The organism is Pseudomonas sp. NPDC089996, from assembly GCF_044748405.1.
In the GTDB taxonomy this organism is placed as follows: domain Bacteria; phylum Pseudomonadota; class Gammaproteobacteria; order Pseudomonadales; family Pseudomonadaceae; genus Aquipseudomonas.
The window spans coordinates 181933-208009 of record NZ_JBIVGA010000005.1 but is presented as its reverse complement, the minus strand read 5'-3'; the positions used below and the strand labels follow the sequence as shown (position 1 = coordinate 208009).

At 65.0% G+C, this 26077-nt stretch carries 19 protein-coding genes; 12 read left to right on the top strand and 7 right to left on the bottom strand.

Features of this window, described 5'->3' with window-relative positions; translation table 11 throughout:
* Positions 1 to 5: 5 nt before the first annotated feature.
* From ACIPW4_RS11010 to mexE, 3 genes are read right to left on the bottom strand one after another with little or no spacing between them, the layout of a single operon-like run.
* Complete coding sequence (locus ACIPW4_RS11010; protein ID WP_400657598.1) at positions 6 to 1424, bottom strand: efflux transporter outer membrane subunit; 1419 nt, start codon at positions 1422 to 1424, stop codon at positions 6 to 8.
* The gene (locus tag ACIPW4_RS11005; protein WP_400657596.1) at positions 1421 to 4600 is read right to left on the bottom strand and encodes an efflux RND transporter permease subunit; all 3180 of its coding nucleotides are present in this window, start codon (positions 4598 to 4600) and stop codon (positions 1421 to 1423) included. The genes ACIPW4_RS11010 and ACIPW4_RS11005 overlap by 4 nt, the downstream gene beginning before the upstream one ends.
* A 12-nt stretch (positions 4601 to 4612) precedes the next feature.
* Complete coding sequence (mexE, locus tag ACIPW4_RS11000; RefSeq protein WP_400657594.1) at positions 4613 to 5854, bottom strand: multidrug efflux RND transporter periplasmic adaptor subunit MexE; 1242 nt, start codon at positions 5852 to 5854, stop codon at positions 4613 to 4615.
* 336 nt (positions 5855 to 6190) lie between these two features.
* On the opposite strand from mexE, the gene ACIPW4_RS10995 reads away from it, so the two are divergent.
* The gene (locus ACIPW4_RS10995) at positions 6191 to 7324 is read left to right on the top strand and encodes an MFS transporter (protein WP_400657965.1); all 1134 of its coding nucleotides are present in this window, start codon (positions 6191 to 6193) and stop codon (positions 7322 to 7324) included.
* 3 nt (positions 7325 to 7327) lie between these two features.
* Here the strand turns inward: ACIPW4_RS10995 and ACIPW4_RS10990 are convergent, their stop codons facing one another.
* Entirely contained in the window at positions 7328 to 7807 is a 480-nt protein-coding gene (locus ACIPW4_RS10990; protein ID WP_400657593.1) for a GNAT family N-acetyltransferase, read from the bottom strand.
* 123 nt (positions 7808 to 7930) lie between these two features.
* Between ACIPW4_RS10990 and ACIPW4_RS10985 the strand changes: the two genes are divergently transcribed.
* From ACIPW4_RS10985 to ACIPW4_RS10965, 5 genes are all read left to right on the top strand, one after another.
* Positions 7931 to 8560, top strand: coding sequence for a LysE family translocator (locus ACIPW4_RS10985; RefSeq protein ID WP_400657591.1), 630 nt, complete (start codon positions 7931 to 7933; stop codon positions 8558 to 8560).
* A 21-nt stretch (positions 8561 to 8581) separates the two neighbouring features.
* Positions 8582 to 9454, top strand: coding sequence for an alpha/beta fold hydrolase (locus tag ACIPW4_RS10980; RefSeq protein WP_400657588.1), 873 nt, complete (start codon positions 8582 to 8584; stop codon positions 9452 to 9454).
* Between the two features lie 100 nt (positions 9455 to 9554).
* Positions 9555 to 10442: a pirin family protein gene (locus ACIPW4_RS10975; RefSeq protein WP_400657585.1), complete on the top strand. Its 888-nt coding sequence runs from the start codon at positions 9555 to 9557 to the stop codon at positions 10440 to 10442.
* A 139-nt stretch (positions 10443 to 10581) separates the two neighbouring features.
* Entirely contained in the window at positions 10582 to 11493 is a 912-nt protein-coding gene (locus ACIPW4_RS10970) for a DNA-3-methyladenine glycosylase family protein (protein ID WP_400657584.1), read from the top strand.
* A 215-nt stretch (positions 11494 to 11708) separates the two neighbouring features.
* A complete protein-coding gene (locus tag ACIPW4_RS10965) occupies positions 11709 to 11969 on the top strand; it encodes a DUF1652 domain-containing protein (protein ID WP_400657582.1) in 261 nt (86 codons plus the stop codon).
* 18 nt (positions 11970 to 11987) lie between these two features.
* Here ACIPW4_RS10965 and ACIPW4_RS10960 read toward each other — a convergent pair whose 3' ends face one another.
* The 3 genes from ACIPW4_RS10960 to ACIPW4_RS10950 form a co-directional block, all read right to left on the bottom strand.
* The gene (locus tag ACIPW4_RS10960; protein ID WP_400657581.1) at positions 11988 to 12599 is read right to left on the bottom strand and encodes a Yip1 family protein; all 612 of its coding nucleotides are present in this window, start codon (positions 12597 to 12599) and stop codon (positions 11988 to 11990) included.
* Positions 12600 to 12684: 85 nt separating this feature from the next.
* The gene (locus tag ACIPW4_RS10955) at positions 12685 to 12972 is read right to left on the bottom strand and encodes a hypothetical protein (RefSeq protein WP_400657578.1); all 288 of its coding nucleotides are present in this window, start codon (positions 12970 to 12972) and stop codon (positions 12685 to 12687) included.
* A gap of 187 nt (positions 12973 to 13159) precedes the next feature.
* Complete coding sequence (locus ACIPW4_RS10950) at positions 13160 to 14050, bottom strand: DUF6708 domain-containing protein (protein WP_400657576.1); 891 nt, start codon at positions 14048 to 14050, stop codon at positions 13160 to 13162.
* Between the two features lie 453 nt (positions 14051 to 14503).
* Here ACIPW4_RS10950 and mnxG point away from each other — a divergent pair, with 453 nt between their 5' ends.
* From mnxG to ACIPW4_RS10920, 6 genes are all read left to right on the top strand, one after another.
* Positions 14504 to 20365 (top strand): manganese-oxidizing multicopper oxidase MnxG, encoded by a 5862-nt coding sequence (mnxG, locus tag ACIPW4_RS10945; protein ID WP_400657574.1) that lies wholly within the window; start codon positions 14504 to 14506, stop codon positions 20363 to 20365.
* An 18-nt stretch (positions 20366 to 20383) separates the two neighbouring features.
* The gene (locus ACIPW4_RS10940) at positions 20384 to 22372 is read left to right on the top strand and encodes a cytochrome D1 domain-containing protein (protein ID WP_400657572.1); all 1989 of its coding nucleotides are present in this window, start codon (positions 20384 to 20386) and stop codon (positions 22370 to 22372) included.
* On the top strand, positions 22369 to 23025 hold the full coding sequence (locus ACIPW4_RS10935; RefSeq protein ID WP_400657570.1) for an SCO family protein: 657 nt from the start codon (positions 22369 to 22371) through the stop codon (positions 23023 to 23025). Before ACIPW4_RS10940 ends, ACIPW4_RS10935 begins: the two co-directional genes overlap by 4 nt.
* Positions 23022 to 23684 carry an SCO family protein gene (locus tag ACIPW4_RS10930; protein WP_400657569.1) on the top strand — a complete coding sequence of 221 codons (663 nt, stop codon included), beginning with the start codon at positions 23022 to 23024 and terminating at the stop codon, positions 23682 to 23684. Before ACIPW4_RS10935 ends, ACIPW4_RS10930 begins: the two co-directional genes overlap by 4 nt.
* 167 nt (positions 23685 to 23851) lie before the next feature.
* On the top strand, positions 23852 to 25366 hold the full coding sequence (locus ACIPW4_RS10925) for an ABC transporter substrate-binding protein (RefSeq protein WP_400657567.1): 1515 nt from the start codon (positions 23852 to 23854) through the stop codon (positions 25364 to 25366).
* A gap of 12 nt (positions 25367 to 25378) precedes the next feature.
* Complete coding sequence (locus ACIPW4_RS10920; protein WP_400657566.1) at positions 25379 to 26020, top strand: SurA N-terminal domain-containing protein; 642 nt, start codon at positions 25379 to 25381, stop codon at positions 26018 to 26020.
* The last annotated feature ends 57 nt before the right edge of the window (positions 26021 to 26077 follow it).

The following is a 26077-nucleotide window of genomic DNA, read 5'->3' as shown; positions in this document are numbered from 1 at the left end:
GCGTGTCAGCGTGTGCTGGCGACGGTCTCCGGCTGCCAGCCGCCGCCAAGGGCCTTGTAGATCGAGACGATGCCGCGATACAGCTCGACCTCGCCCTGGGCCTGGGCGTCTTCGGCGCTCAGGCGTTCGCGTTCGGCATCAAGCAGCACCAGGTAATCCACCGTGCCCTCGCGGTAGCGCACCGAGGCCAGGTCAGCCGCTTTGCGGCTGGCGTCGCTCTGGCGCATCAGTGACAACAAGCGCTGCTGGGTCTTGTCGTAGTCGCTGAAGGCGTTGGCCGACTCTTCCAGGGCCAGCAGCACCTGCTGTTCATAGTTGGCCAGAGCGCCTTCGGCGTCAGCTTTGGCACCGCGCAGGCGGGCCCGCACGCTGCCCAGGTCGAAGGCGGCCCAGGTGATGCTAGGCCCCAGCGCCCAGGCATTGGCGGCGGAGGAGCCGATCTGCGAGCCGCGGGCGGCGGTAAAGCCGAGGAAGCCGCTTAGGCTCACCCGCGGGAACAGGTCGGCGGTGGCCACCCCGACATTGGCGGTGGCCGCCGCCAGCTGGCGCTCGGCACTACGGATATCCGGGCGGCGGCGCAGCAACTCGCCCGGGTCGCCCACCGGCAAGGCCTTGGCGATGGCCGGCAAGGCCTTGGGCGACAGGTCGACACTCAGCGCGTCCGGGCGCTGGCCGAGCAGGGTGGCGATGCGATGCCGCGCCCTGGCCTGTTCGGCCTGCAGTTGCGGCACGGTGGCTTCGACACCTGCCAGGCGGGCATCGGCACGCACCACGTCAAGTTCGTTGCCGACCCCGGCGTCGCGCAACGTCACGGTGATGTTGCGCGATTCCTGCTGGGTATCGAGGTTGGCCAGGGCGATCTTCTCGCGCAATTGCGCGCCACGCAGCTGGCCGTAGGCGTCGACCAGTTCGGCAATCAGGCTGACCTGCAACTGTTGCAGGTCGGCCTGGGCCGCCGCTTCCTGAGCCTCGCTCGCTTCGATCTGGCGCTGGATGCGGCCGAACAGGTCAAGCTCCCAGGCCATGTCCAGGCCCAGGTCGTAGCGTTCACTGTTGACCCGCTGATCGGTCTGGCCGGGAACCTGGCCTTTGCCGATCTCGCTGCTGGCGCGGCTGGTAACCACCGGCAACTGGTCGTTGGCGGCGTCATCGCGGATCGCCCGCGCCGACTTGAGCCGGGCGAAGGCCACGCGCAGGTCGCGGTTGCCGTCCAGCGATGCCTGCACCAGCTGGTTCAGCACCGGGTCGTCGAACTGCTTCCACCACACGCTTTCGAAGCGGCTGCGGTCGAAGGCCTTGGCCTGCACATCGGTGTTGTCGAACTGCGCCGGTTCGGTGTCCGGGGCCTTGTAGTCAGGGCCGACCGCGCAGGCCGCCAGGGCCAGCGCCAGCAGGCTCGGGGTCAGGGGTTTGAGCAGGTTCATGCGTGGTTCTCCAGCACGGGCGCGTGCTTGGCCTTGCGGGCCTGGCGACGCTCGACGAATCGGCGGATCAGGAAGAAGAACACCGGGGTCAGGAACAGGCCGAACACGGTCACCCCGATCATCCCCGAGAACACCGCCACACCCATGGCATGGCGCATCTCCGAGCCGGCACCGGAGCTGAACACCAGCGGTACCACGCCCATGATGAAGGCGATCGAAGTCATCAGGATCGGCCGCAGACGCAGGCGGCAGGCTTCCAGCACCGCTGCCAGCGGGTCGAGGCCCTTGGCCTGTTCGTCTTTGGCGAACTCGACGATCAGGATCGCGTTCTTGCACGCCAGGCCCACCAGGACGATCAGGCCGATCTGGGTGAAGATGTTGTTGTCACCCCCCGACACGATCACGCCGGTGATGGCCGACAGCAGGGTCATCGGCACGATCAGTATCACCGCCAGCGGCAGGCTCCAGCTCTCGTACTGGGCGGCCAGCACCAGGAAGGCCAGCAGCACGCACAGCGGGAACACGAACAGCGCGGTGTTGCCCGAGAGGATCTGCTGGTAGGTCAGGTCGGTCCACTCGAAGGTCATGCCGTTGGGCAGTTCTTCCTTGAGCAGTTTCTCGATCGCTGCCTCGGCCTGGCCGGAGCTGTAGCCGGGGGCTGCAGCGCCGTTGATCTCGGCGGTGATGAAGCCGTTGTAGTGCATGACGCGGTCGGGGCCTGCGGTGTCGGTGACCTTGAGGAAGGTCGCCAGCGGGATCATCTCGCCCAGGTTGTTGCGCACCTTCAGCTGGCCGATCTGTTCGGCGTCTAGACGGAACTGCTGCTCGGCCTGGACGTTGACCTGGTAAGTACGGCCAAAGCGGTTGAAATCGTTGGTGTACAGCGAGCCCAGGTAGACCTGCAGGGTGTCGAAGATGTCGGTGATCGCCACACCGTGGGTCTTGGCTTTCTCGCGGTCGATGGCAGCATCGACCTGAGGCACGTTGACCGTGTAGCTGGTGAACAGGCCCGCCAGCTCTGGCACGTTGTGGCTCTTGGCGATGATGTTCTGGGTTTCCTTGTACAGCGCTTCATAGCCCAGGTTGCCGCGGTCCTCGATCTGCAGGCGGAAGCCGCCGATGGTGCCCAGGCCTTGTACAGGCGGTGGCGGGAAGATCGCGATGTAGGCGTCCTGAATGTCGGCGAACTTGGCGTTCAGTGCGGCGGCAATCGCGGCGGCCGACTGGCTCGGGTCCTTGCGCTCGTCGAACGGCTTGAGCGGGGTGAACACGATGCCGCTGTTCGGGCTGTTGGTGAAACCGTTGATCGACAGGCCGGGGAAGGCCACCGAATCGGCCACGCCCGGCTGCTCCAGAGCGATTTCACTCATGCGCTTGATCACCGCCTCGGTGCGGTCGAGGCTGGCGGCGTCTGGCAGTTGGGCGAAGGCCACCAGGTACTGCTTGTCCTGTGCCGGTACGAAGCCGGTCGGCGTGGACGAAAAGCCCAGGTAGGTCAGGCCCATCAGCCCGGCATAGACGAACAGGGCGATGCCGCTGGAGCGGATGACCCGGCGTACGCCGCCGACGTAACTGTGGCTGGCACGGTCGAAGAAGCGGTTGAACGGAGCGAACAGCCAGCTGCCCAGCAGACGTTCGAGGAGTCGCGAGAAACGGTCTTTAGGCGCGTGATGGTCCTTGAGCAGCACGGCAGCCAGGGCCGGCGACAAGGTCAGCGAATTGAACGCCGAAATCACGGTGGAGATGGCGATGGTCAGCGCGAACTGCTTGTAGAACTGCCCGGTGAGGCCGGAAATGAACGCGGCAGGTACGAACACCGCGCACAGTACCAGTGCCGTGGCGATGATCGGCCCGGTCACTTCGCCCATGGCTTTCTGTGTGGCTTCCAGCGGTTTGAGCCCCAGCCCGATGTTGCGCTCGACGTTCTCCACCACGACGATGGCGTCGTCCACCACGATGCCGATGGCCAATACCAGGCCGAATAGCGACAAGGCGTTGAGCGAGAAGCCGAACAGGTGCATCACCGCGAAGGTACCGATCAGCGAGACGGGTACGGCCAGCAGCGGGATGATCGAGGCGCGCCAGGTCTGCAGGAACAGTATCACCACCAGCACGACCAGGATCAGCGCTTCGAACAGGGTGTGCACCACCGCTTCGATGGAGCCGCGGACGAACACGGTCGGGTCATAGACGATGCTGTAGTCCATGCCTTCGGGGAAGTCTTTCTTCAGCTCGGCCATCTTCGCCCGCACTTCGTCGGAGATCTCGATGGCGTTGGAGCCTGGGCGCTGGAAGATCGGGATGGCCACCGCCGGCTGGTTGTTCAGCAGCGAGCGCAGGGCATACTGGCTGGAACCGAGCTCGACCCGGGCGATGTCCTTCAGGCGTGTGATTTCACCATCGGCCCCCGCGCGGATGATGATGTTCTCGAACTCTTCCTCGTTGACCAGGCGGCCTTGGGTGTTGATCGACAGCTGGAAGCTGGTCGAGCCGGGGGCGGGCGGGGCGCCCAGCTGGCCAGCGGCAACCTGGCGGTTCTGCTCGCGGATGGCGGCCACCACGTCGCTGGCGGTCAGGTTGCGCGAAGCGGTCTTGTTCGGGTCGAGCCACACCCGCAGCGAGTAGTCACCCATGCCGAACAGCTGCACGTCACCGACGCCGCCCAGGCGCGCCAGTTCGTCCTTGATGTTGAGGATGGCGTAGTTGGACAGGTAGAGCATGTCGTAGCGGTTGTCCGGCGAGGTCAGGTGCACGACCATGGTCAGGTCGGGCGACGCCTTGTCGACGGTGATGCCGATCCGGGTCACTTCTTCCGGCAGCTTGGGCTGGGTGCGGGTGACGCGGTTCTGCACCTGCACCTGGGCGTTGTCCAGGTCGGTGCCCAGGGCGAAGGTGATGGTCAGGGTCAGCTTGCCGTCGGCGGTGGACTGCGAGGACATGTACAGCATGTTCTCGACACCGGTGATGGCCTGCTCCAGCGGCGCGGCGACGGTCTCACCGATCACCTTGGGGTTGGCACCGGGGAAGTTGGCGCGCACCACCACGGTTGGCGGCACCACCTCGGGGTATTCGCTGATCGGCAGCTGGAACAGCGAGATGGAACCCGCGATCAGCAGCACCAGCGACAGCACCGCGGCGAAGATTGGCCGGGTAATGAAAAATTTCGAGAAGTTCATCGGTGTTGTCCCTTAACCGCGCGGCGCTTGGGCGCTGGCGACTTTGACGTTGGCACCCGCCACCTTCGGCGCCGGGTTGCTGGCCTCGAGAGCCTGGCGCTGCTGGGCGAGGACGGCGAGGGTCTGTTCACTGGCCATCGGTGTTTCTTCCGGGGTCACCGGCGAGCCAGGGCGCACGCGCTGCAGGCCCTTGACCACGATGCGGTCGTCCTTGGCCAGGCCGCTGCGCACGATCCGCAGGCCTTCAAGCTTGGGCCCAAGCTCCACGGCGCGGTAGGCGGCCTTGTTGTCCTTGTCCATGACCAGCACGAACTTCTTGCCAAGGTCGGTACCGACCGCTTCGTCGTTGATCAGCACGGCGTCGTACTGGGCGCTGCCGACCAGCTTCAGGCGGGCATACAGGCCAGGGGTGAACTGGCCGTCGCGGTTGTCGAACACGGCGCGACCCCGGATGGTGCCGGTGCGCGGGTTGACCTGGTTGTCGACGAAGTTCATCTGGCCCAGGTGAGGGTTGCCGGTTTCGCTGGTCAGGCCCAGGTACACCGGTGTGCTCTGGCCGCGCTGGCCTTCACGCGCCAGCTGGGTGTACTTGAGGTACACGCGCTCGTCGGCGTCGAAGTAGGCGTACACCTTGTCGGTGGACACCACGCTGGTCAGCGGCGTGACATCGGCGGTGACGATGTTGCCGGCGGTGAACTCGGCACGGCTGACCCGGCCGCTGATGGGCGCGGTGACCCGGGTGAAGCTGAGGTTCAGGCGGGCCAGGTCGAGCTGGGCCTGGATCGCATCGACCCCGGCGCGGGCTTCGGCGGCAGCGCTGCTGCGCGATTCGGCCAGCTCGGCGGAGATGGCGTTGCTGTCGCGCAGACGCTCGCCACGGCGGGCTTCGTTGGCACTGCGGATGGCGGTGGCCTTGGCCTGCTGCAGCTGGGCTTCGAGGCGGCGGACTTCAGCCTGGAACGGGCGCGGGTCGATCTGGAACAGCAGGTCGCCTTTCTTCACCTGGGCACCTTCGGTGAAGCCGACCAGGTCGATCTGGCCCGAGACCCGTGGGCGTACCTCGACGGTTTCAGGCGCCTCCAGGCGGCCGGTGAACTCGTCCCATTCGTTGATCGGCTGCTCGATGACCTTGGCGACGCTGACCTTGGGCGCGGCGGGAGCCTGCACGGCGTCTGGGGTGCGGCCACAAGCGCTGAGCACCACCACTGCCAGGGCAGCGAGGGGAAAGCGCAAGGGTTTGAGTGAGTGGTCCATGGAGAACTCCGCCAATGTATTAGTAGTGGGCGGAGTGTGAGTGCCTTGCGCGTGGCGCACGAATCGAATGGAGCGAAGGTTATTATCACGCGCAATGATATGTCCGCATCCAATATCGATGGCAGGCATGTGACGGGGTCAGCAGGTAAGCTCTCTAAAGGCAGTACCGGCCTCTTCGCGGGCACGCCCGCTCCCACAGGTATACGCGATCCCCTGTGGGAGCGGGCATGCCCGCGAAGAGGCCAGTGCAGACACCCCCGCTCAGCGACTGAAATAGGCCCCACCTTGCACACCTACCATCGCCTGCCCGGCGCCCTCGGCATTGTCCTCCTCGGCGTGCTGCAAATCCTGGTCTGGGGCGGCTCGTTCTTCCTCATGGCAGTGATGGCCGACCCCATCAGCCGTGACACCGGCTGGCCCAGCCAATGGGTCTATGGCGCGCTGTCATTGAGCCTGATGGTCTCGGCGCTGTTGGCGCCATTGTCCAGCCGGCTGGTCGCCCGCTACGGCGGCCGCCCGCAAATGGCCGCCAGCGGCGCAGTGGTGGCGGTGGGGCTGCTGATCATGGCCGCCAGCCACAACCTCGGGCTGTTCCTGCTGGCCTGGGCGGTGATCGGCATTGGCATGGCCATGGGCTTGTACGAAGCGCTATTCGCCACCCTGGGCGGGTTGTATGGCGAAGGCGCGGGCAAGGCCATCACTGGCATCACCCTGATCGCGGGCTTCGCCTCGACCCTGTCCTGGCCGACCGTGGCACTGGCCATCGAACACTTTGGCTGGCGGGCGACGTGCGTGTGCTATGCCCTGGTGCTGATCGTGGTGGTCGCGCCATTGTACTGGCGGGTGCTGCCGGCGGGCGGTCGGGTCGACGTGCCGGCCAAGGCGCAGGCACAAGGCGACGGGGTCGGCGTGGACCGCCCGCTGTATCTGCTGCTGACCAGCATGTTCGCCATTGGCGCGATCATCATGACCGCCATCGCCGTACAGCTTGTGGCCGTGCTGCAAGGGTTGGGGCATTCGTTGCCGGCGGCCATCGGCCTGGCGGCGATGCTTGGCCCCAGCCAGGTGGCATCGCGGGTGCTGCAGATCCTGGCGGGCAAGCGCCATCCGATCTGGACCGCGCTGGCGTGGGTCAGCCTGGTGCTGGTCGGGTTGCTGATGGTGACGTGGGTGCCAGCGGCCACGGCGCTGGGCTTGCTGGTATTCGGTTGCGGCAACGGCCTGCGGGCGATCGTGCGCGGGCTGTTGCCGCTGGCGATGATGCCGCCAGCACAATATGTGCTGCTGATGGGGCGCATGTCACGGCCTTCGCTGATCGGGCAGGCGCTCACACCCGTGGTGGGTGGCTTTCTGTTCGAGCATTTTGGCGCGATGGGGGTGCTGCTGTCCCTGTGCCTGCTGGCGCTGATCAATGTGCTGCTGGTGGGTATGGTCATGCACCGGGTGCGGTCCAGTGCCAGTGCAATGTGAGAGTCAGCCTTTGGCAAACGCCAGTAGCTTGTCCCCATCGAGCCGGTAGCGCACCCACTCACCCTGTGGCTCGGCCCCCAGCGACCGGTAGAAGCCGACCGCAGGCGCGTTCCAGTCCAGCACGCTCCACTCGAACCGCCCGCAACCTTTTGCCACGGCTTCGCGTGCGATGAAGCGAAGAACATCCCGGCCCGCACCGCCGCCACGCTGTTCAGGGGTGATGTAGAGGTCCTCCAGATAGATACCGTTGCGGCCCTGCCAGGTCGAATAGTTGTAGAAATACACGGCAAAGCCGATGGGCTGGCCTTCGCGCTCGCAGATCAGGCTGTGTACGGTGCTGCCTTCATCGAACAGGCTGTGCTCGATATCGGCGAGGGTGGCGACCACTTCGTGACGGGCGCGCTCGTACTCGGCCAGCTCGGTGATATAGGCGAGAATCTGTGCGGCATCGCTGCGCACGGCAGGGCGGATGGTCAGGCTCATGCAGGGCTTCCGTGGTCTCGTGTGAACAATACAGTGATGTGTATCTGAATAATTTAACGCAACTGTATCGGTCGCAGGGCAGGGCGACTCCGTTAGTGTGACAGCACCTGCAACACTTCTGGAATGCCTGCCATGCTTGCCTCTGCCGACCTGCTTACTGCCTTCGTGCTGTTCGCCTTCGTTTCCTCGATCACACCGGGGCCCAACAACACCATGCTGCTGGCTTCGGGGGTGAACTTCGGTGTGCGCCGTTCGATCCCGCACGCCATCGGGATCAGTGTCGGTTTCATGGTCATGGTGTTGGCGGTGGGCCTGGGCCTGGGCGAGGTATTCAAGGCCTGGCCGGTGCTGTACACCGTGCTGCGCTACACCGGCGCGGCCTACCTGCTGTACCTGGCCTGGAAGATCGCCACATCAGGCCCGGTCGGCGGCGACTCGCCGGGCGCGCGCAAGCCATTGGGGTTCTGGGGAGCCGCGGCATTCCAGTGGGTCAATCCCAAGGCCTGGGTGATGGCGGTAGGGGCGATCACGACCTACACGCCGGCCCAAGGCTATGTGATGAATGTGGTGGTGATCGCCGCGCTGTTCGCACTGGTCAACCTGCCCAGCGTCGGTGTCTGGGTGATGTTTGGCAGCGCCCTGCGCAACCTGCTGCAGAACCCGCGCTGGCTGATGCTGTTCAATGTCCTGATGGCCCTGTTGCTGGTGATTTCACTCTACCCACTGCTGTTTGTAGAATCGGCGTTTTCATGAACCCGTGAGTGCGGCAAGCCAATGCAGTTGATTCCCTGGTCCTTTGAGACGTCCGAAGGCTTCACCTTGCGTGGTTGGCGCTCGCCAGCCAGCGGCAAGCCGCTGCTGCACTTCCTGCACGGCAACGGCTTTTGCTGCCTGGCCTACCAGCCCATGCTGCTGAGCCTCAGTGAACATTTCGATGTGTGGCTCAGCGATGTCCAGGGCCATGGCGACAGTGATCACGGCGGTGATTTTCGCGGTTGGAACCGCACCGCTGCGCTGGCGGTGGAGGCCTTCGAGGCCGGCCGCGGGGACTATGGCGAGGTTCCCCGCTTCGCAGTGGGGCACAGCTTTGGTGGCGTGCTGACCGGGTTGATGCTGGCCAGCCAGCCAGGCTTGTTTGCCCGTGCCGTGTTGCTTGACCCGGTGCTGTTCAGCCGGCGCATGATCAGCATGATGGGCGCCGCTGCACTGGTCGGCCTGCACCGCCGGCATGGCTTGGCGCGCAAGGCTGCCAGCCGGCGCAGCCATTGGCCGGACCGTGAGTCGGCGCGGGCATCGCTGTACGGGCGTGGCATCTTCAAGGGCTGGAGCGACGCGGCGTTGCTGGCCTATGTCGAGCACGCGATCGGTGACTGTGGCGAAGGCGTGGTGCTCAAGTGCCGGCCCAGCCGCGAAGTGGAGATTTTCAGCTCGTTCCCGTCACGCATGTGGGCGCAGCTGGCTTGCATCCAGGTACCCACGCAGGTACTTCATGGCGAACACACCTATCCCTTTGTGCCGCACTCGGTGCTGCGTCTGGCCAGCCTCAACCCTCAGGTGAGCGCCCGGCAGGTGCCCGGCGGGCATTGCTTCATGCAGGAAGACCCGGCCATGGCCGCTCAGCAGGTGGTCGATTTCCTGCAGGGTTAAACGATCGTTCCAGTAGTGGGACGATCCATGCCAAATTGGCTGCCTACCGCCTGATTGGGCTCGCTGGTAAGGTTAACCCAGCCAAGAGAGGAGCCTTCTCATGAAAAAGATCCTGGGTATCCACCGCAGCCCCCACGCCCATTGGGTGGGTGATGGCTTCCCGGTGCGCAGCCTGTTCACCTACGACAACCTGGCCAGCAAGATCAGCCCGTTTCTGCTGCTGGACTATGCCGGCCCCCATGACTTCAGCCCGACCAGCGACCGACGCGGTGTCGGCCAGCACCCGCACCGCGGGTTCGAAACCGTCACCATCGTCTATCAGGGCGAACTGGAACATCGTGACTCGACCGGCGCCGGCGGCCTGATCGGCCCGGGTGACGTGCAGTGGATGACAGCCGCCAACGGCATCATTCATGAAGAGTTCCACTCACCAGCGTTCGCCCGTACGGGTGGAGCGCTGGAAATGGTGCAACTGTGGGTCAACCTGCCGGCGCGTGACAAGCGTGCGGCGGCGGGGTACCAGACGCTGCTGTCGGCGGACATTCCCGTGGTGCAACTGCAAGGCGACGCCGGCAGCCTGCGGGTCATCGCGGGGGCCTATGAGGGCCAGCCGGGCCCGGCGCGAACCTTTACTGCGATGGACGTGTGGGACATGCGCCTCAATGCCGGGGCCAACCTGCAGTTGCCGATCGCCGATGGCCACAACGCGGCATTGGTGGTGTTGCGCGGTAGCGTGCGGGTCAACGGTGAGCGTGAGGCGGGCCCGGCCAGCCTGGTGCTGCTGGAGCGCGGTGGAGAAGATGTGGTGATCGAGGCGGTTGAAGGCGCCAGCCTGTTGCTGCTCAGCGGTCAACCGATCGATGAGCCGATCGTTGGCTATGGCCCGTTCGTGATGAACAGCCAGGCGGAGATTGCCGAGTCGTTCGATGACTTCCACGCTGGGCGCTTTGGGCAGATGGCGGGCGAAAGCGCAGGCCCGAATCACTGATTGCCTGCACCGGCCTCTTCGCGGGCACGCCCGCTCCCACAGCAGACCCACAATGCTCAGGTCTGTGATAACCCTGTGGGAGCGGGCGTGCCCGCGAAGAGGCCGGTACAAACCCTAAAAAACTTGGCATGATGCAGCAATGCCTCTGTCCCGCCTGCACGCCGTGCAAAGATCATCGACACGCTCAGGCCAGCACACGATCTGGCTACGCTATCCCATACCCTACCATTGGCCTTGCACCCTGGCCTTCCTCGCCGCCCGCTGCATTCCTGGCATTGAAACATTCAGTGAAGGCACCTATCGCCGCAGTTTCCCCGTGGCTGGCCAACACGGTGTACTCGAAGCCCGTCCCGTCAGCGGCAATCGCCTGTTTATCCAGCTCAGCGGTGTGCCTGCCCAGTCAGTCCCCGCCCTGATCGCCCGCATCCGCCGCTTCTTCGACCTCGACGCCGACCCCGCTCGCATCGCCGCCGAGCTTGCCCGCGACCCCTTGATGGCCAAATTGCTCGCCGCCCGCCCGGGCCTGCGCGTGCCGCAAGGTTGGGACGCCTGCGAGCAAGCCATGCGCACGGTGCTCGGCCAGCAGATCAGCGTGGCAGGGGCCATGACCCTGGCAGGACGCCTGGTGGCACGCCATGGCCAGCCGTTGCGTCTGCCGGCTGCTGGCCTGACACATGTCTTCCCGACGGCGAAAGTGCTTGCCTGCGCCGATCTGGAAAACCTCGGCATGCCCCGCGCACGCGCTGCCACCCTGGGTACCCTGGCGCGAGCGCTACTGGCCCGGCCAACCCTGCTGCAAAAGGGCCAGCCACTGGAGCCGCTGTTGGCCGACCTTTGCCGCCTGAAGGGCATCGGCCCCTGGAGTGCCCATTATCTGGCGCTGCGCCAGGCAGGCGCCAGTGATTCACTGCCGTTGGGCGATGTGGCGTTGGTCAAGGCTTTGCGCTTGCTGGAAGGCCCAGATGCCGTGCTGGCCCAGCGAGCGTTGGCCTGGCAACCATGGCGCGCTTACGCCGCGCAGCACCTGTGGGCATCCTTGAGCGACAATTAGGGGCATGCAGTGACCGCCTGTCGCGAAGTGCCAGCATTCGATCGAACGGGCGAGGCCGGTAATCGTTCTTCCACTAAGGTGCTAGAGGATCCCTTGCATGGTCATTGCCCCGGCGCATGGACGGCCGCTTGGGCATGCGCAATATCAATTGGCACCCTGCCAGCCAAAGGCGTACTCACACACAACAGGCCATCCAGTACAGAGAGGGTCGTAGCATGTCGTTGATAGGCGTTTCGATGTTGGAAATGCGGCAAATCATCGAGCAGGCGTGCCTGCCTGATCGATGTGAAGTCAGCTGCCCGGACGGTAGTACCCTGACCATTCGCTTGGGGCAGGGACAGAACCTGGAGGAGGGTGTCACCCTTTCCGGGGTCTCGTTACAAAGCTTGAACAGTTGTCGCGACCTGGTGAATCTGGTCGGTCAGTTGCACACGTTGCGAGACAGCCACCCGGCACTGCTCAGGGCCAACGCCTGAGCAGCCGATGTGCACCGGTCAGCCGAGGCTGGCCGGGCGCACGTATTCCGGCGTCAGGCCGGACCAGAACAGGATCATCGACACCAGGATGGTCACCAGTAGCAGCAGCCCCACGCCCCAGACGCAAGTGGCAAACAGCATGGCCTGCTCCTTGCGCAAACGCAGGAAGGTCTGCAAGCCGCCGTACAGCAATACCGTGGCATAGGCAGAAGCCGCCACCAGCACCAGCAATGCCAGCCAGCGAATCGGCACCAGGCCAATCACGCCGGCGAAAAACCATGGCGTCGCGCAATAGGCAGCGAAGCCGATGCATTGATTGAGCGTCGGTCGTGCATCGAAACCACGTGACATCCAGCGGATCATCACCCCCATCAGCATCACCCCCACTACCGTGGTGGCATACAGCAGCCCGGCCAGTTGCGCGGCACTTGCCATGCTCAGCCGCACCCGGTCCTCCGCGGCCAGGCTCCAGCCGAACGTGGTGGTGCCAACGAACAGGCACAGGGCAGGGATCAGGGCCAGGACCAGCAAGCGGGGCAGGTACTGCTGCGGGTGGTCCTCCTCGGCACGGCGTATATCGATCCAGGCGTCGGAGGGGTGGGTGAAGAGCTTGAGCAACGGGCTGTTCATGGCATTCTCCAGAAGGCAGGGCCTTGTAGTTATGGAGATGCGCCATTTACGCCAGGTTCAGCCCAGTTCGCCGCCGTTGATCGAATTACTGCAGTTCGAGCAGCAGGTTCAGCCCCCCATCGCCGCATTTGCCCTGGTCACGCACCACCCCGCGGTAGCTGCGCCCATCCCAGACGAATGCCACGCTGTGGGCGCGCTCGACCTTGTCCGGCAGCGGCGGGCAGATGTGCAGACGCAGGCCAGGGCGACCTTGCAGGTTCAGTGCGGCGAGCTGGCACTGGCATTCCACGCTCAGGGCCACCGGGCCGAAAAGGGTGTCACGTACATAGTCGAGCTGCAGGCTGGAGTTGGGCGCGCGGCCGGGCATTTTCATGACCGCCGGGTTCCTGACTGATGGCACGGCAGGCAAAGCTGGCTGGGCATTGGCGCAGGCTCCTGGCAAAAGGATGGCACGTATCCTCTTTTGGAAGCTTATCGGGGGCAGATGTTCAATTTGTTTCATGGAATTTGCGGTGATGTCGACAAAGGGCCGCCGGGCCCCCCCGAATATTGCCAATCAGCTATTCGTGCGTGCGCCTGTCGTGTTGAACAGGCGTCTCCTCGAGTGCCTCGGGTGGCGCAGGGGCTGCCCGGACATCAAAGAGGCGACAGATGACATACCAACACATGGCCAAGGTAAGGTTGTAGGGAAACAGCACGGCCCAGAACGGCAATTGCCAGTTCCTCTTGCCCTGCATTTCGCCAGGTTCTCCGGTGCGCCAAGGCGCGTAGTGGCGCCAGGCTTCTGCCGGGGTGAGACAGATGGCATGTAGAGGCTTGTGCCACCAGTTGGGCTCGTCGGGGGAAGGGAGTTGGTCGGGGCCGTGGTCCATGAAGTGGCGGAGGTATTCCCAAACTTGCGCGACGTACTTCAAGTCGGGTTCCGTGGGCTCGTTGCTATCGACCCAGAGGCAATCTTTGTGATGAAGACTGCCGTCACCTCGGCGGGGGGCAAAGGCCAAAGCGTACCGGGTCGTGAAAGACGCCCCGCCGATTTCGGTGCGCCTGAAAACGCCTCCGCAGACGTCGCTCCATTCAAAAGTGAACAGCCTTCCTGGGCGCTTGTAATAGATTTTCTGGGTGGCGCGATTGAAGTAGATGGCAGACCGTTTTTTTATGAAATAGATTCGATACGCCAGGCAAGGCAGGAAAGTCAGGGGGCACAGCAGCAACACCATGGTTGGGTACATGTGGGTAAGCATTGAATTACGAACGTCGTCCAGCACTTCCGCGTAAACGACTGCACCCACAACCAAGATCATGGCCAGGTAGAGTTTGGCCATGATCACGGAATCGGTTACCCAAGGGTTTTGCAAGGTGAGCACCGTCTGGTTGACATGCGTGATCTGCTTCCCGATTCGCGGTGAGTGCTTTGACTCGCGGGTAGGGGTAAAAAGCCATAGTGTTGCCACGTCATTGGCCTCTGAATGCACATTTCATGTGTGCCCGCGTACCCGCAAATGTCGCTGTCACCACCGTGGGTCTTCGCGGTTGGGTGTAGGGGGCGTGGCAGCTCAGGGTTGCATTATTCATCAGGTGGCTTCTCGTGTTGGGCGGGTAATGGGCGAGCAGGTGCAATAACGCGGAAGCCGAACACTAGCGGGGAAGCCATGCTTGGAGGAGCGTCACGCTTCCTATGAGACTGTAGGATTTGTCGACGGGTAAACAGGAAAGCACCTATGCAGTCCCGTTGTTCTGCCCATAACGACAATGCCTGACATCCCCCGATTCGGGGAATTACCGTGGGGAATCCTCCCCAATTTGTTTCGCTTTCCAATCTAACTGACTGAAATACATGGCCATCATGAGATGGCACATCCCTTGCTCCAGCACCTCTCAGTGTCCCTGTGTCCCGGAGGTGCAGCATGTCGACCCCGTCCAAAGGCCCCGTCCTGACTTCATTCGTTCTGGCCTTGCTTGGCTGGGAAGCGCCCGCCGAGGCCGCTGTGCAGTGCCAGCGCACCCTGGTGGCCAATGTGGTGGCGCTGGATCAGCCCCTGATGTTCAACCGCCTGGGCGCGCAGAACGCCAATGGCATGATGTTCGCCTTGCGCGAGGATGTGGTGGACGACCACCAGGTCCCGCTGAGCAAAGGCGGCGCGGCAGTGCCGGGCAAAGTCACCCTGCGCCCCGACAAGCGCCCGCGGCCGATCGTGCTGCGCGTGGCCGCCGGTGACTGCCTGACGGTCAATCTGACCAACTTGCTCGACTACAAGGCCAACCCCAACAAGCACGGCATCGACCACGAAGAAGAAGAAGGTGAGGAGGGCGAGGAAGAGGGCCCGGAAATCGAAGTCGAGAACGAAGGTGGCGAAAACTTCGTTGCCGATGAACAGGTGACCGACCGTCACGTCGGCTTCCAGGTCAACGGCATGCAAGCCGTCAACAGCATCGGCGACATCGCCGCCAACACCGGCCGCAATGGCAATTTCCTGGTGGCCCCCGGCAACACCCGCAGCTACACCCTGTATGCCGAACGTGAAGGTGCCTTCGCCGCCACCAGTCAAGGCGCGACCTTCGGCGGCCAGGGGGGCGCCGGCAACGTCGCCAACGGCCTGTTCGGCCAGGTGGTGGTGGTCCCCAAAGGTGGGCGAACCTACCGCAATACCCTCACCGAAGAAGAAATGCGCCTGGCAACCACCGGGCGCACGGCAACCGGCCAGCCCGTGATCGACTACCAGGCGCGCTATCCGCAAAGCGAGCCATGGCTCAGTGAAGGCAAGGCTGGCAAGCCGATCATCGCCATGGTCGATGGCAACGAGATCCTCAACAGCGAAACCGATGCCATCGTCATGGGGCCGAACCCGGATGGCAGCTTCCCCAAGACCACCTACCCGCTTGAGAGCATCGGCAAGCGCAACCCGGCACTGCCCAACCGCCTCGAAGCGTTCCGTGACTTCGCGTCGCAATTTGCCGACGAAGTGGCCGCCACCCAGGCGTTCCCTGCCTATTGGGCCGACCCGGTGATGGGCCATGTGCTGGAGCCGACCCGTGATTCGTTCATGATCAACTACGGCTCCGGTGGCATGGGCGCCGAAGTGGTGGCCAACCGCCTGGGGGTCGGGCCGATGCACGACTGCCTGTCGTGTGCCTACGAAGAGTTCTTCCTCAGTTCGCACACCGTCGGTGATATCGGCACTTTGGTCGATGTGCCGGCCAACGTCGGCCTGGAGCATATTCGCCCGGGCGAGGTACCGCCGGCCAGCGCCACCGGGGTCAAGGCCAGCATGGCCCTGTACCCGGCGGAACCGGCCAACGTGCACCACAGTTACATCGGCGACTTCACCAAGTTCCGCAACACCCACAATGGCCACGAACAGCACATCTTCCACCTGCATGGCCACCAGTGGCTGTTCAACCCCAACGACGACAACTCCGACTACATCGACGCCCAGGGCATCGGGCCGGGCATCGGCTACACCTACGAAATCGCCAACGGCGGCTCGGGCAACCGCAACCGCGTGGCGGGCGATGCGATCTACCACTGCCACTTCTACCCGCATTTCGCCCAAGGCATGTGGGCCATGTGGCGGGTGCATGACGTGTTCGAGGAAGGCACCCGCCTGGAAGTCAGCGGGCAAGGAGAGAACGGCTACCACAGCACACCGTTTGCCCTGCGCAGCGGCAAACCGGCAGCGGGCGCACGCGCCTTGCCGGATGGCGAGATCGTGGCCGGTACGCCGATCCCGGCCATCGTGCCGTTGCCTGGCAAGGCCATGGCGCCGATGCCCGGCAAGGTGGTGGTGATACCCAAACTCGCCGCCGAGCAGGTGGCCGCCAATGACGACGAGGAAGCCGAAGAGCACGGCGACGATGACCACGCCCATGAGCCTGCCGCGCCCAAGGCGGTCGGCTCGCTGGCCCTGGTCGATCGTAGCGAGACCAACCGCAACGCCGACGGCAGCCTGAAGAACCCCGGTTACCCGTTCTGGATCGGCGGTATGGAAAGCAGCGTCGGCAACCGTCCGCCAACCCCGCCACTGGACATGCTCGACCCGGCCCTGGCCCGGCAGCTGAAGGACAGTGGCAAGGCCCTGTGGGCCAACCTCGACCCCAACCAGGTCGATGGCTGGGACGGTGGCCTCGGTCGCCATGCGCTGGATGGCGTTTCCGCAGGCGGAGAGGCGGAGACCACCACCACCAAGCTCGATTTTTCCAAGGTGGTGCACAAGGCCAAGCCGATCTACATGCCGGAGGAGGGCACCGATGTCGAACAGGCCGCCATGCAGTTCCATGCCAAGGCCGAGCACCCCAGCTACGCCCTGATCCCTGGCAGCCAGCCGGTGGCCAAGGCATTTCGCACCAACGGTGCGCTGCCGACCGCAGGCGCCCCGTTCTACGAACCCTGCATGGACGACCGCGGCAAGCGCCTGACCCAGTCCTCGGGTGTTGGCGAGTTCTTCAGTGGTGAAAGCCTGACCGGCATGAACTTCCGTGGTGCGTCCACCTTCACCGCTGACAGCCCGCGTATCTACAAAGGTGCCAACATCCAGTTCGACGCGGTGTACAACAAGGTCGGTTACCACTTCCCGCAGGCCCGCATCCTGGCCCTGTGGGAGGACGCCTGGCCGGTGATCACCAAGCAGCGCCCACCTGAGCCGCTGGTGATGCGCATGAACACCTTCGATTGCACCATGTACACCCACACCAACCTGATCCCGTCCTACTACGAGATGGATGACTACCAGGTGCGCACGCCAACCGACGTAATCGGCCAGCATATTCACCTGCCCAAGTGGGACCTGACCGCCGCCGACGGCTCGGCCAATGGCTGGAACTACGAAGACGGCATTCTCTCGCCCGGCAGCGTGGTAGAGCGTGTGCATGCCATCCGCAGCTTCAACGGCTGCACCGAGGGCGATGCCCGTGACGGCACGGCCGCTTGCCCGTCTGCCAGGCAGCACCCGTACTTCGGCCGCTTCGGCCGCGCCGACTGGCTGGGGGCGCGCACCGCCATGCAGCGCTGGTTCGCCGACCCACTGGTGAACGTGCATAACGTCGACCGGGGCCTGGGCACCATCTTCACCCATGACCACCTCGGCCCATCGACTCACCAGCAACTCGGGCTGTACGCCACTGTGCTCGCCGAGCCTGCCGGTTCCACCTGGTACCACGCCGAAACCGGCGAGAAGCTGTACAACCCGGCCACGCGCCAGGATGGTGGCCCGACCTCCTGGCAGGCCGTGGTGCAGACCGGCGACCATGACGGCGATGGCAAGAACGACAGCTACCGCGAGTTCTTCCTGGAGTACAGCGACTTCCAGCATGCCTATGAAGCGGGTGTATACGTGGGGGCCGGCCCGGATGGCGTGCCCAACGGCCAGGCCTATCCGGCCACTGCCGACAGTTTCCGCTTCGCCATCAACCCACCCGTGCGGCAGAAGGCCTCCAACCTGCTCGAATCGGTGGTCGAGTCCCGTGGTGGCCTGAGCCCAGGGTGCCCAAGCCGGCCATGCCCGCAGGCGATCTCGGTGGATGACCCTGGCATGTTCGTCGTCAACTACCGCAACGAGCCACTGGCCCTGCGAGTGTTCGACCCGAACAAGGTCGGCCCGGACGGCAAACGCGGCATGCAGGCCGACGGCCTGGGCGGTGACCTGAGCTACGCCATGCAGAGCCGCACCGACCGCGCCATTCCGGCGATGAACCTGGCGCCCTCGGCGATCACTTCGGCGGTCGGCCCCACCGGTGGCACCACGCTGTTCCCACCGCACATCAACAAGGCCGGCAGCGAGCCGGGTGACCCGTTCACCCCCATGCTGCGTACCTATTCCGGCGATAACGTGCGCCTGCGCCTGCACGCCGGTGGCCATGAAGAGGAGCACAACGTCACCCTGCACGGCGTGAAGTGGCTGCAGAACGGTTCCGGCTTTGGCAACAGCTCCAACTCCGGCTGGAAGGCCTCGCAGATGATCGGCATCTCCGAACAGATGGGCTTCATGGCGCCGGTGTCGATGATCTCCAGCTCCGCGGCCACCAACGGCGACTATCTGTACAGCATGGATGCGGCCCTGGAAGGCTACTGGAACGGCATCTGGGGCGTGATGCGCAACTACACCGCGCAACGCGCCGACCTGTTCCCGCTGCCGAACAACCCGCAACCGGTGGCTATGCGCAACACGGTCAACTTCGACGGCATCTGCCCGAAAACCACGGCCAACCCCAATGGCATCGGCACCCGCACCACGGTCAAGCGCAGCTACGAGATCGTCGCTGCATTGGCCAACGACATCCTGGAGAACCGCAACGGGGTCAGCATCAACGACCCGGCCGGGATCGGCCAGCATGTCGGCGGCCCGCTGAAGGCCAATGGTGGCACCCTGGTGTTCAACAGCCGCACCACCAGCATCCCGCAGGTGACGGTGGTCGACGAGGAGGACGGTACCACCTTCACCGTCGGCGGCCACAGCGCGCCGCTGCACGACCCGACTGCCGTGCTGTACGTGCGCAAGGCCGACCTCGACCCGGCCACCGGCAAGCTCAAGGCCGGCGTTCCGGTAGAGCCACTGGTACTGCGTGCCAATGCCGGCGACTGCATCAGCGTCACCCTGGAAAACCGCCTGCCGCTGGTCATGCCTGATTTGCCCAGCACGGCGGTGATGCAGAACGTGGTCAAGCGCGACCGCTTTGACAGCGAAGGCTCCACGGCCTTCAACAACAACCTGATGCGGCCGTCCAGCCACGTGGGCCTGCATGCACAGTTGCTGGCCTACGACATCACCAAGTCGGACGGTGTCAACGTCGGTGCCAACCCGGTGCAGACCGTGCCGCCTCGGGCGGGTAACAGCGGTGCCTACCCGAGCAGGGTGTACCAGTACTACGCCGGCCACCTGGAGCGCGAAGGCAAGCCGATGCTGCAACTGGGCCGCACGGTGGACAACATCAACACCACGGCGATCGAGTTCGGTGGCCTCAACTTGACCCCGGCGGATGTCATCAAGCAGCCGCAGAAGGGCCTGGTCGCTGGCATGAGCGTGTTGCCGCAGACCGCGACCTGGACCGAGGACACCGCCAGCCGCGCCCAGGCCACCGTCAAGGTCAGTGGCCAGCCTGACTACCGCGACCTGGTCACGGTATGGCAGCGCTCGATGAACATGCGCTGGGCCGATGGCCGCCCGGTCGAGGGCATCGCCACCGAAGGCAACGGTGTGCCGGGCGATCCGAAGGACAACGGCAACATGGCCTTGAACTACAAGACCGAGCCGCTGTGGCTGCGCTTCGGCCTGGCGCCGGACGCACCGTTCGGCCATGCCGATGGCTTTGGCTTCGCCGACGTGCCCAATGCCCACATGGCCTACAGCAACGCCCTGGTCGGCGGCGACCCGCAAACCCCGGTGCTGTATGCCAAGCCAGGCCAGCCAGTGCGCAGCCATGTGCTGATGCCCAGCGGGGGTAGCCGCGGCATCACCTACCAGCTCGACGGTCACCTGTGGCCACTGCACAACTACCAGGCGCAGAAGAACGACCTGGACGGTTACCCGATGAACTTGCCTGGCATCGGCTCGGTGCGCTTCGGCTACAACCCGATGGCCATGTACATCGGTGCCCAGGAAAGCGTGCTGCCGGCAGCGCACTTCAGCTTCATGCTGCCCAGTGCCGGTGGCGCCAACGCAGTGCCAGGGGACTACCTGTTCCGCGACTATGCCGCCTACGGCAACCTCTCGGGACTGTGGGGCATCCTGCGGGTGACCAACGACGCGCCGCCGGCAACTGCCGCGGGCCAGTAAGGGAAGGGGAGCGCGAGCATGTACAAGAACAAGAAAACTCGGCCCGCCGTATTGGGAGTGATGCTGGGCGCGGCGCTCATCGGCCTGGGCGTGGCGTACGAAAAACTCTGGTGCGACCCGCGCGAACTGCTGCAGGAGCCTGCCGACCCGCAGGCCCTGCACCGGCTCAGCCGCGACGGCGTGACCGTGGAGTTCGAGGCGCACCCGCTGGCCGGCAGCGAGCTGCGTGAAGGCGCCTTTGCCAACGTGCGCTTCAAGGTGACCGACCAGGCCAGCGGCCAGCCACTGTCGGGCCTGGCGCCGGGTGCCTGGATCGACCCAGCGCAGTCGGCGCCACTTGAGGGCGGCAACCGCGACCAGAGTTGCAAGGCCCGCGTTGCGCTGTTTCTCAAGAGCAGCATCGGTGCACGCCCGTTACTGGACCTGAACAGCTACTTCCTGCTGGTGCTGAACAAGGACGCCAGCCTTACCGTGATCGACCCGACCGTATCGGTGGGTGGTGTCACCAGCACCCTGGCGCGCATCGACTTGCCGGGCCGCCCCATGGACTGGGCGGCGACCGGGGATGACAAGCAGGTGTTCGTGTCGATCCCCGAGCGTGGCCAGGTGGCGGTGATCGATACCGAGACCTTCACCCGCGTGGCCACGCTGGATGCCGGCGAGTCACCGGTTCGCGTAGCCTTGCAGCCGGACCAGCACCGGCTGTGGGTGGGCAACAACAGCAGCGACCCAGCCAAGGGCGGCGTGACCGTGATCGACGTGCCAGGGCGCACCACCCTCAAGTCGTTCGCCACCGGCTCCGGGCACCATGAAATCGCCTTCAGTGCCGACTCGCGTTACGCCTTCGTCAGCAACCGCGACGGCGGCACGCTGAGCATCATCGACATCCCCGAAATGCGCCTGGTGAAAACCCTGGAGGTCGGCCCGCACCCGTTGTCGGTGGCTTACTCGGCGCTGTCCCAGGCGGTGTATGTGGCCGACGGTGAAGAGGGCACGGTGCGGGTGATCGATGCCCGCAACCACCAGTTGCGCCACATCGTCAAGGCCGAGCAAGGCCTGGGGCCGATGCGCTTCAGCAGTGACGGCCGTTACGGCATCGTGCTCAACACCGTGGACAACCAGGCCCTGGTGATCGACGCCAGTACCGACCAGTTGATCCACCGCATTCCGGTGGCGGCCGAACCGTACCAGCTGACCTTCACCAAAGGCTACGCCTATATCCGCGGGTTGGCCTCGCCCAAAGTCAGCATGATCAACCTGAGCAGCCTGGGCGAAGGGCGCCAGCCGATCGTCCAGGGCTTCGAGGCCGGCCCCGCCGCGCCGCGCAAGGCCGGTGACCTGCCACTGGCCCAAGGGTTGGCGGTGTCGCGGGACGACAATTCGGTGTTCGTGGTCAACCCGGTGGACAACACCACCTACTTCTATGCCGAGGGCATGAACGCGCCGATGTCCGGCTACAACAACCGTGGCCATCAGGCCCGCGCTACCCTCGTCATCGACCGCAGCCTGCGCGAGCTGGCACCGGGGGTGTATGGCTCGATGGTGAAGATGCCGGCGGCAGGCAAGTTCGATGTGGCCTTCCTGCTCAACCAGCCGCAGATCATCCACTGCTTCAGTACCGATGTCGCCACCGCGGCTGATGCGAGCAAGCGCCGGGGGGCGCATGCCGAATTCATCGGCCTCGACCAGCCACTGCCACCGCAAACAGCCTTCACCGCCAAGGTGCGCATCGTCGGCGACGATGGCAAGCCGCGAGCCGGCCTGAACGACCTGACCCTGCGCTACTTCCTGGCGCCCTCGTCGCTGCCGCGCAACCTGCAGCTCGAAGAGGTGGGCGAGGGCGTGTACCAGGCAGCGCTGACCCTGCCCGAACCTGGCGCGTGGTACCTGCACGTGCAGTCGCCGTCGCTCGGGCGCAAGTTCGCCGAAGAAAACTACACCAGCCTGCGCGTGCTGCCTGCCGCCACGGCTACTGCTTCCCAGACCGAAGTGAGGAATGTGCGATGAACGCCAAGCATTCTTTCAAACTGCTTGCCCTGAGCCTGTTAGTGGCCAGCAACCTGGCCCTGGCCCATGCCGGCCATGACCACGACGGCCACGCCGGGCAGCCCCCGGCGGCGCACCAGGAGAAGGCCAGCGTGCGCTTTGCCGATGTCTCGCTGCTCAACCAGGACGGCATGCCGGTGCGCCTGGAGCAGGACCTGGTGGGCGAGCACCTGGTGGTCATGGGCTTCATCTACACCAGCTGCACCACCGTGTGCCCGGTGGTTTCGTCGATCATGGGCAAGGTCCAGCAACAGCTGGGCGGGCGTGTGGGCGAGGAGATCCAGCTGGTGTCGATCAGCGTCGACCCGCAGCGTGACGATGCCAAACGCCTGCAGAATTACGCCAAAGCCTTCCAGCATGGCCCGGGCTGGAGCTGGCTGACCGGCTCGCAGTATGCGATTACCGAAACCCTCAAGGGCCTGGGCAGCTTCAGTGCCGACCTCAGCCAGCACCCGCCGCTGATCCTGGTCGGTGACGGCCGCACCGGCCACTGGACCCGCTACTACGGGTTCACCGACCCGGCCGTGCTGGTCGAGGAAATCAACCGCCTGAGTGCTCGCCGCGTGCATGCCAAGAGTACCGCCATCGCCGACCACCATGAGGTGCAGCCATGAGCAGCGCAACCCGCCACACCACGATGCGTCACAGCGACTGGCTGGCCCTGGTGGTCGTGCTGTGGATCCTCAGTTCGGTCGCTTTCGCCCATGAGGGCCATGCACCGCAAGGGCCCAGCCCGCAGCCGGCGCCGCCGGCCATGACCAGCGGCGGCGGCACCCGCGATGCCCAGGCCTGGTTCACCGACACCGTGCTCAAGGACCAGAACGGACGGGCGCTGCGGTTCTACAGCGATGTGCTCAAGGACAAGGTGGTGATGCTCAACGTGATCTTTACCCATTGCACCGACGCCTGCCCGCTGATCACCCGCAAGCTGCGTGAGGTGCGTGATGCCATGGGGCCGGAGCTGGCCAGCCAGGTGACCTTCGTGTCGATCAGCAGCGACCCGCTCAACGACACCCCGGCAGCGCTCAAGGCCTTTGCCCAGAAGCAGGGCGTGGACAGCGCCAACTGGCTGTTCCTCACCGGCGACAAGGCTGACATCGACCTGGTGCTGGGGCGCATCGGCCAGTTCCTGCCCAGCCCCGAGCAGCACTCGACCCAGTTGATCGCTGGCGATGTGGCCGGCAAGCGCTGGAGCAAGATCCGCCCGGACGCACCGCCTGCAGCCATTGCCCAGCGCATGCAGTTGCTGGCGCAACCGCTGGCCGGGCGATAGCCGTCATGGCCCAGCTATGGTGGGGGCAATTGCACAAGGCCTGTAGGAGCGGCCTTGTGTCGCGAAAGGGCTGCAAAGCAGCCCCGACCATTCATGCATTGATGCTGAGCCACTGGGGCCGCTGCGCGACCCTTTCGCGACACAAGGCCGCTCCTACAGGGGCTCGCTTGATCCTGGCAGTCATCCTCCTTGGGATCACTGGCGGTTCGGCATGGGCCCTGGAACTGACCCCGAATGAACAGGCAGGCAAGCGGCTATACAGGCTTGGGGTATCGGCCAGCGACGCACAGCTGACGGCCCGCGTCGGTGCCAGCGACATGAGCGTCCCCGCCAGCGTGCTGCCCTGCGCCAGCTGCCACGGCACTGACGGGCGCGGGCGTGCCGAAGGTGGGGTTCGCCCACCCAGCCTCGACTGGCAGCGTATGGCGCTGGGGCAGGGTGAGCGGCAGAGCAACGGCCGCAGCTACCCGGCCTACAGCGACGCCTCACTGGCCCGCGCCATCCAGTATGGCGTCGATCCGGCGGGCCAGCGCCTGGACCCGGCCATGCCACGCTTCGAACTGACCGTGGCCGACCAGCGCAACCTCACCGCTTATCTCAAGCGCCTGAGCGAAGATCGGGACCCTGGCGTCGAGGAGGGGGTGCTGCGCCTGGGGACCCTGCTGCCAGCCAGTGGCCCTCTGGCGGACGCCGGGCATGTCGTGCGGGCCGTGCTGGAAGATGGCCTGGAGCAGATCAACCAGCAGGGTGGCATCCATGGCCGGCGCCTGGAACTGGTGGTGGCCGATACCGGCACCGACTCGGCCACTGCCGAGCAGGCCCTGCAACGCTTGCTCGACCAGGACCAGGTGTTCACCTTGATCGCGCCGCTGGCCCCCATGCTCGATCAGCAACTGCCGGCCCTGCTCGAACAACGGGGCGTGCCGTTGATCGGCAGCACGCCGCGCAGCGGTGGCAGCTCACAGATTTTCGACCCGTTGCCAGGTATCGCCGAGCAGTTGCTGAGCCTGGCCGCCCATGCCCGGGGCGCCTTGAGCCTGGCACCCGATGGCTTGCGCGTGGTGTATGCCGGCAACGAGCAGGCGGCATTGGCCGAGCAAGTGCGTGAACGTTTGCTTCAGCAAGGCTGGGCGACGCCTGCGGTTCAGGCTTTTGATGGTCGGGCGGTCGAGGGCCCGGGCATTGTCTTCGTTGGCCGGGCCCCGGCCTTCGCCGCGCTCGCCCAGGCGCTGCAGGCCGAGGGGCGAGATCCTTACCTGTTCGCAGCGTCCAGCCAGGTGGCGGCAGCGGTGGCGAGCTTGCCGGCGCAGTGGTCGCAACGGCTGTTCCTGGCCTATCCGTTCGTGCCGGGCGACTGGACCGAGCAGGGCATGGCGACCCTGGCCGGCCTGCAGCAGCGCCAAGGCCTCGACCCGCGCCAGGCGTCGTTGCAGGTCAGTACCCTGTGTGCCCTGAGGCTGTTGTCCGAAGCCCTGAAGCAGATTGGCCGCGATGCCAGCCGCGAGCAGCTGGTGGCCGCCCTGGAGGGCCTGCACGATGTCGACACCGGCCTGACCCCGGCGCTGGGCTTCGGCCCGGGCAGGCGCCAGGGCATGGCCGGCGCCCATGTCGTCGCGGTGGCGCTGCCCGGGCCTCGCTTTACCGCCGTTGCCCCGTACCGGCCGGTGCCGGACAGCCCTTGAGCGGAGGTGCCCATGCGTATCCTGTTGCTGTGCCTGTTGCTGGTGATCGCCAAGGCGAGCTGGGCCGACGTGCCCGCCGCACGGGTCAACGGCGTGACGATCGAGCTGATGCGCCTGGAGCGCTATTTCACCGAATACCTGGAAGCCCAGGGCAGGGCGCTGACCAGCATCCGCAACCCGACGCTGTACAAGCGCCTGCGCAGCCAGGCGCTGGACGAACTGATCGACAAGGAATTGCTCTGGCAAGAGGCGCAGCGCCAGGGTATTCACATCGGTGATGAGCAGCTATCAGCGCAGCTGGGTGAGATCGAAGCCGCCTTCGGCAGCCCGGCGCTGTTCGACAGGCGCCTCGCAGATGCAGGCTTCGATCGGGCGGAGTACGCTGATTACATGCGCCACGAAATGGCTGCACAGCAAGTGTACGCCCGGCTCAGCGCGATAAATGAGCCCAGCCGGGCCGACATCGAGGCGTTCTACCGGGCCAATCGGCAATCGCTGCAAGGTGTACAGAACCAAAGTGATAATCCGTCGGTCATAGCGGAACCGGACCTGGAGCTGGCCAAGGCTGCGCTCATCGGCCAGCTCCAGGCGCAGGCGAGGCAATCGGTGCGCCAACGTTTGCGCCAATCCGCTACAGTGGAGGTCGCTGACTGAGGCCCTTCGCTGAGTTTCCCCAAAGCTGGGGAATAACGATTTGGCAAAGTGCCATCA

Excerpts from the sequence above, each read along its gene's own strand:
- mnxG (WP_400657574.1), top strand. The coding sequence starts at position 14,504 with ATGTCGACCCCGTCCAAAGGCCCCGTCCTGACTTCATTCGTTCTGGCC.
- ACIPW4_RS10980 (WP_400657588.1), top strand. The coding sequence starts at position 8,582 with ATGCAGTTGATTCCCTGGTCCTTTGAGACGTCCGAAGGCTTCACCTTG.
- ACIPW4_RS10935 (WP_400657570.1), top strand. The coding sequence starts at position 22,369 with ATGAACGCCAAGCATTCTTTCAAACTGCTTGCCCTGAGCCTGTTAGTG.
- ACIPW4_RS10940 (WP_400657572.1), top strand. The coding sequence starts at position 20,384 with ATGTACAAGAACAAGAAAACTCGGCCCGCCGTATTGGGAGTGATGCTG.
- ACIPW4_RS11010 (WP_400657598.1), bottom strand. The coding sequence starts at position 1,424 with ATGAACCTGCTCAAACCCCTGACCCCGAGCCTGCTGGCGCTGGCCCTG.
- ACIPW4_RS10920 (WP_400657566.1), top strand. The coding sequence starts at position 25,379 with ATGCGTATCCTGTTGCTGTGCCTGTTGCTGGTGATCGCCAAGGCGAGC.
- ACIPW4_RS10975 (WP_400657585.1), top strand. The coding sequence starts at position 9,555 with ATGAAAAAGATCCTGGGTATCCACCGCAGCCCCCACGCCCATTGGGTG.
- mexE (WP_400657594.1), bottom strand. The coding sequence starts at position 5,854 with ATGGACCACTCACTCAAACCCTTGCGCTTTCCCCTCGCTGCCCTGGCA.
- ACIPW4_RS10955 (WP_400657578.1), bottom strand. The coding sequence starts at position 12,972 with ATGAAAATGCCCGGCCGCGCGCCCAACTCCAGCCTGCAGCTCGACTAT.
- ACIPW4_RS10965 (WP_400657582.1), top strand. The coding sequence starts at position 11,709 with ATGTCGTTGATAGGCGTTTCGATGTTGGAAATGCGGCAAATCATCGAG.
- ACIPW4_RS10930 (WP_400657569.1), top strand. The coding sequence starts at position 23,022 with ATGAGCAGCGCAACCCGCCACACCACGATGCGTCACAGCGACTGGCTG.
- ACIPW4_RS10960 (WP_400657581.1), bottom strand. The coding sequence starts at position 12,599 with ATGAACAGCCCGTTGCTCAAGCTCTTCACCCACCCCTCCGACGCCTGG.
- ACIPW4_RS10985 (WP_400657591.1), top strand. The coding sequence starts at position 7,931 with ATGCCTGCCATGCTTGCCTCTGCCGACCTGCTTACTGCCTTCGTGCTG.
- ACIPW4_RS11005 (WP_400657596.1), bottom strand. The coding sequence starts at position 4,600 with ATGAACTTCTCGAAATTTTTCATTACCCGGCCAATCTTCGCCGCGGTG.
- ACIPW4_RS10990 (WP_400657593.1), bottom strand. The coding sequence starts at position 7,807 with ATGAGCCTGACCATCCGCCCTGCCGTGCGCAGCGATGCCGCACAGATT.
- ACIPW4_RS10970 (WP_400657584.1), top strand. The coding sequence starts at position 10,582 with ATGCCTCTGTCCCGCCTGCACGCCGTGCAAAGATCATCGACACGCTCA.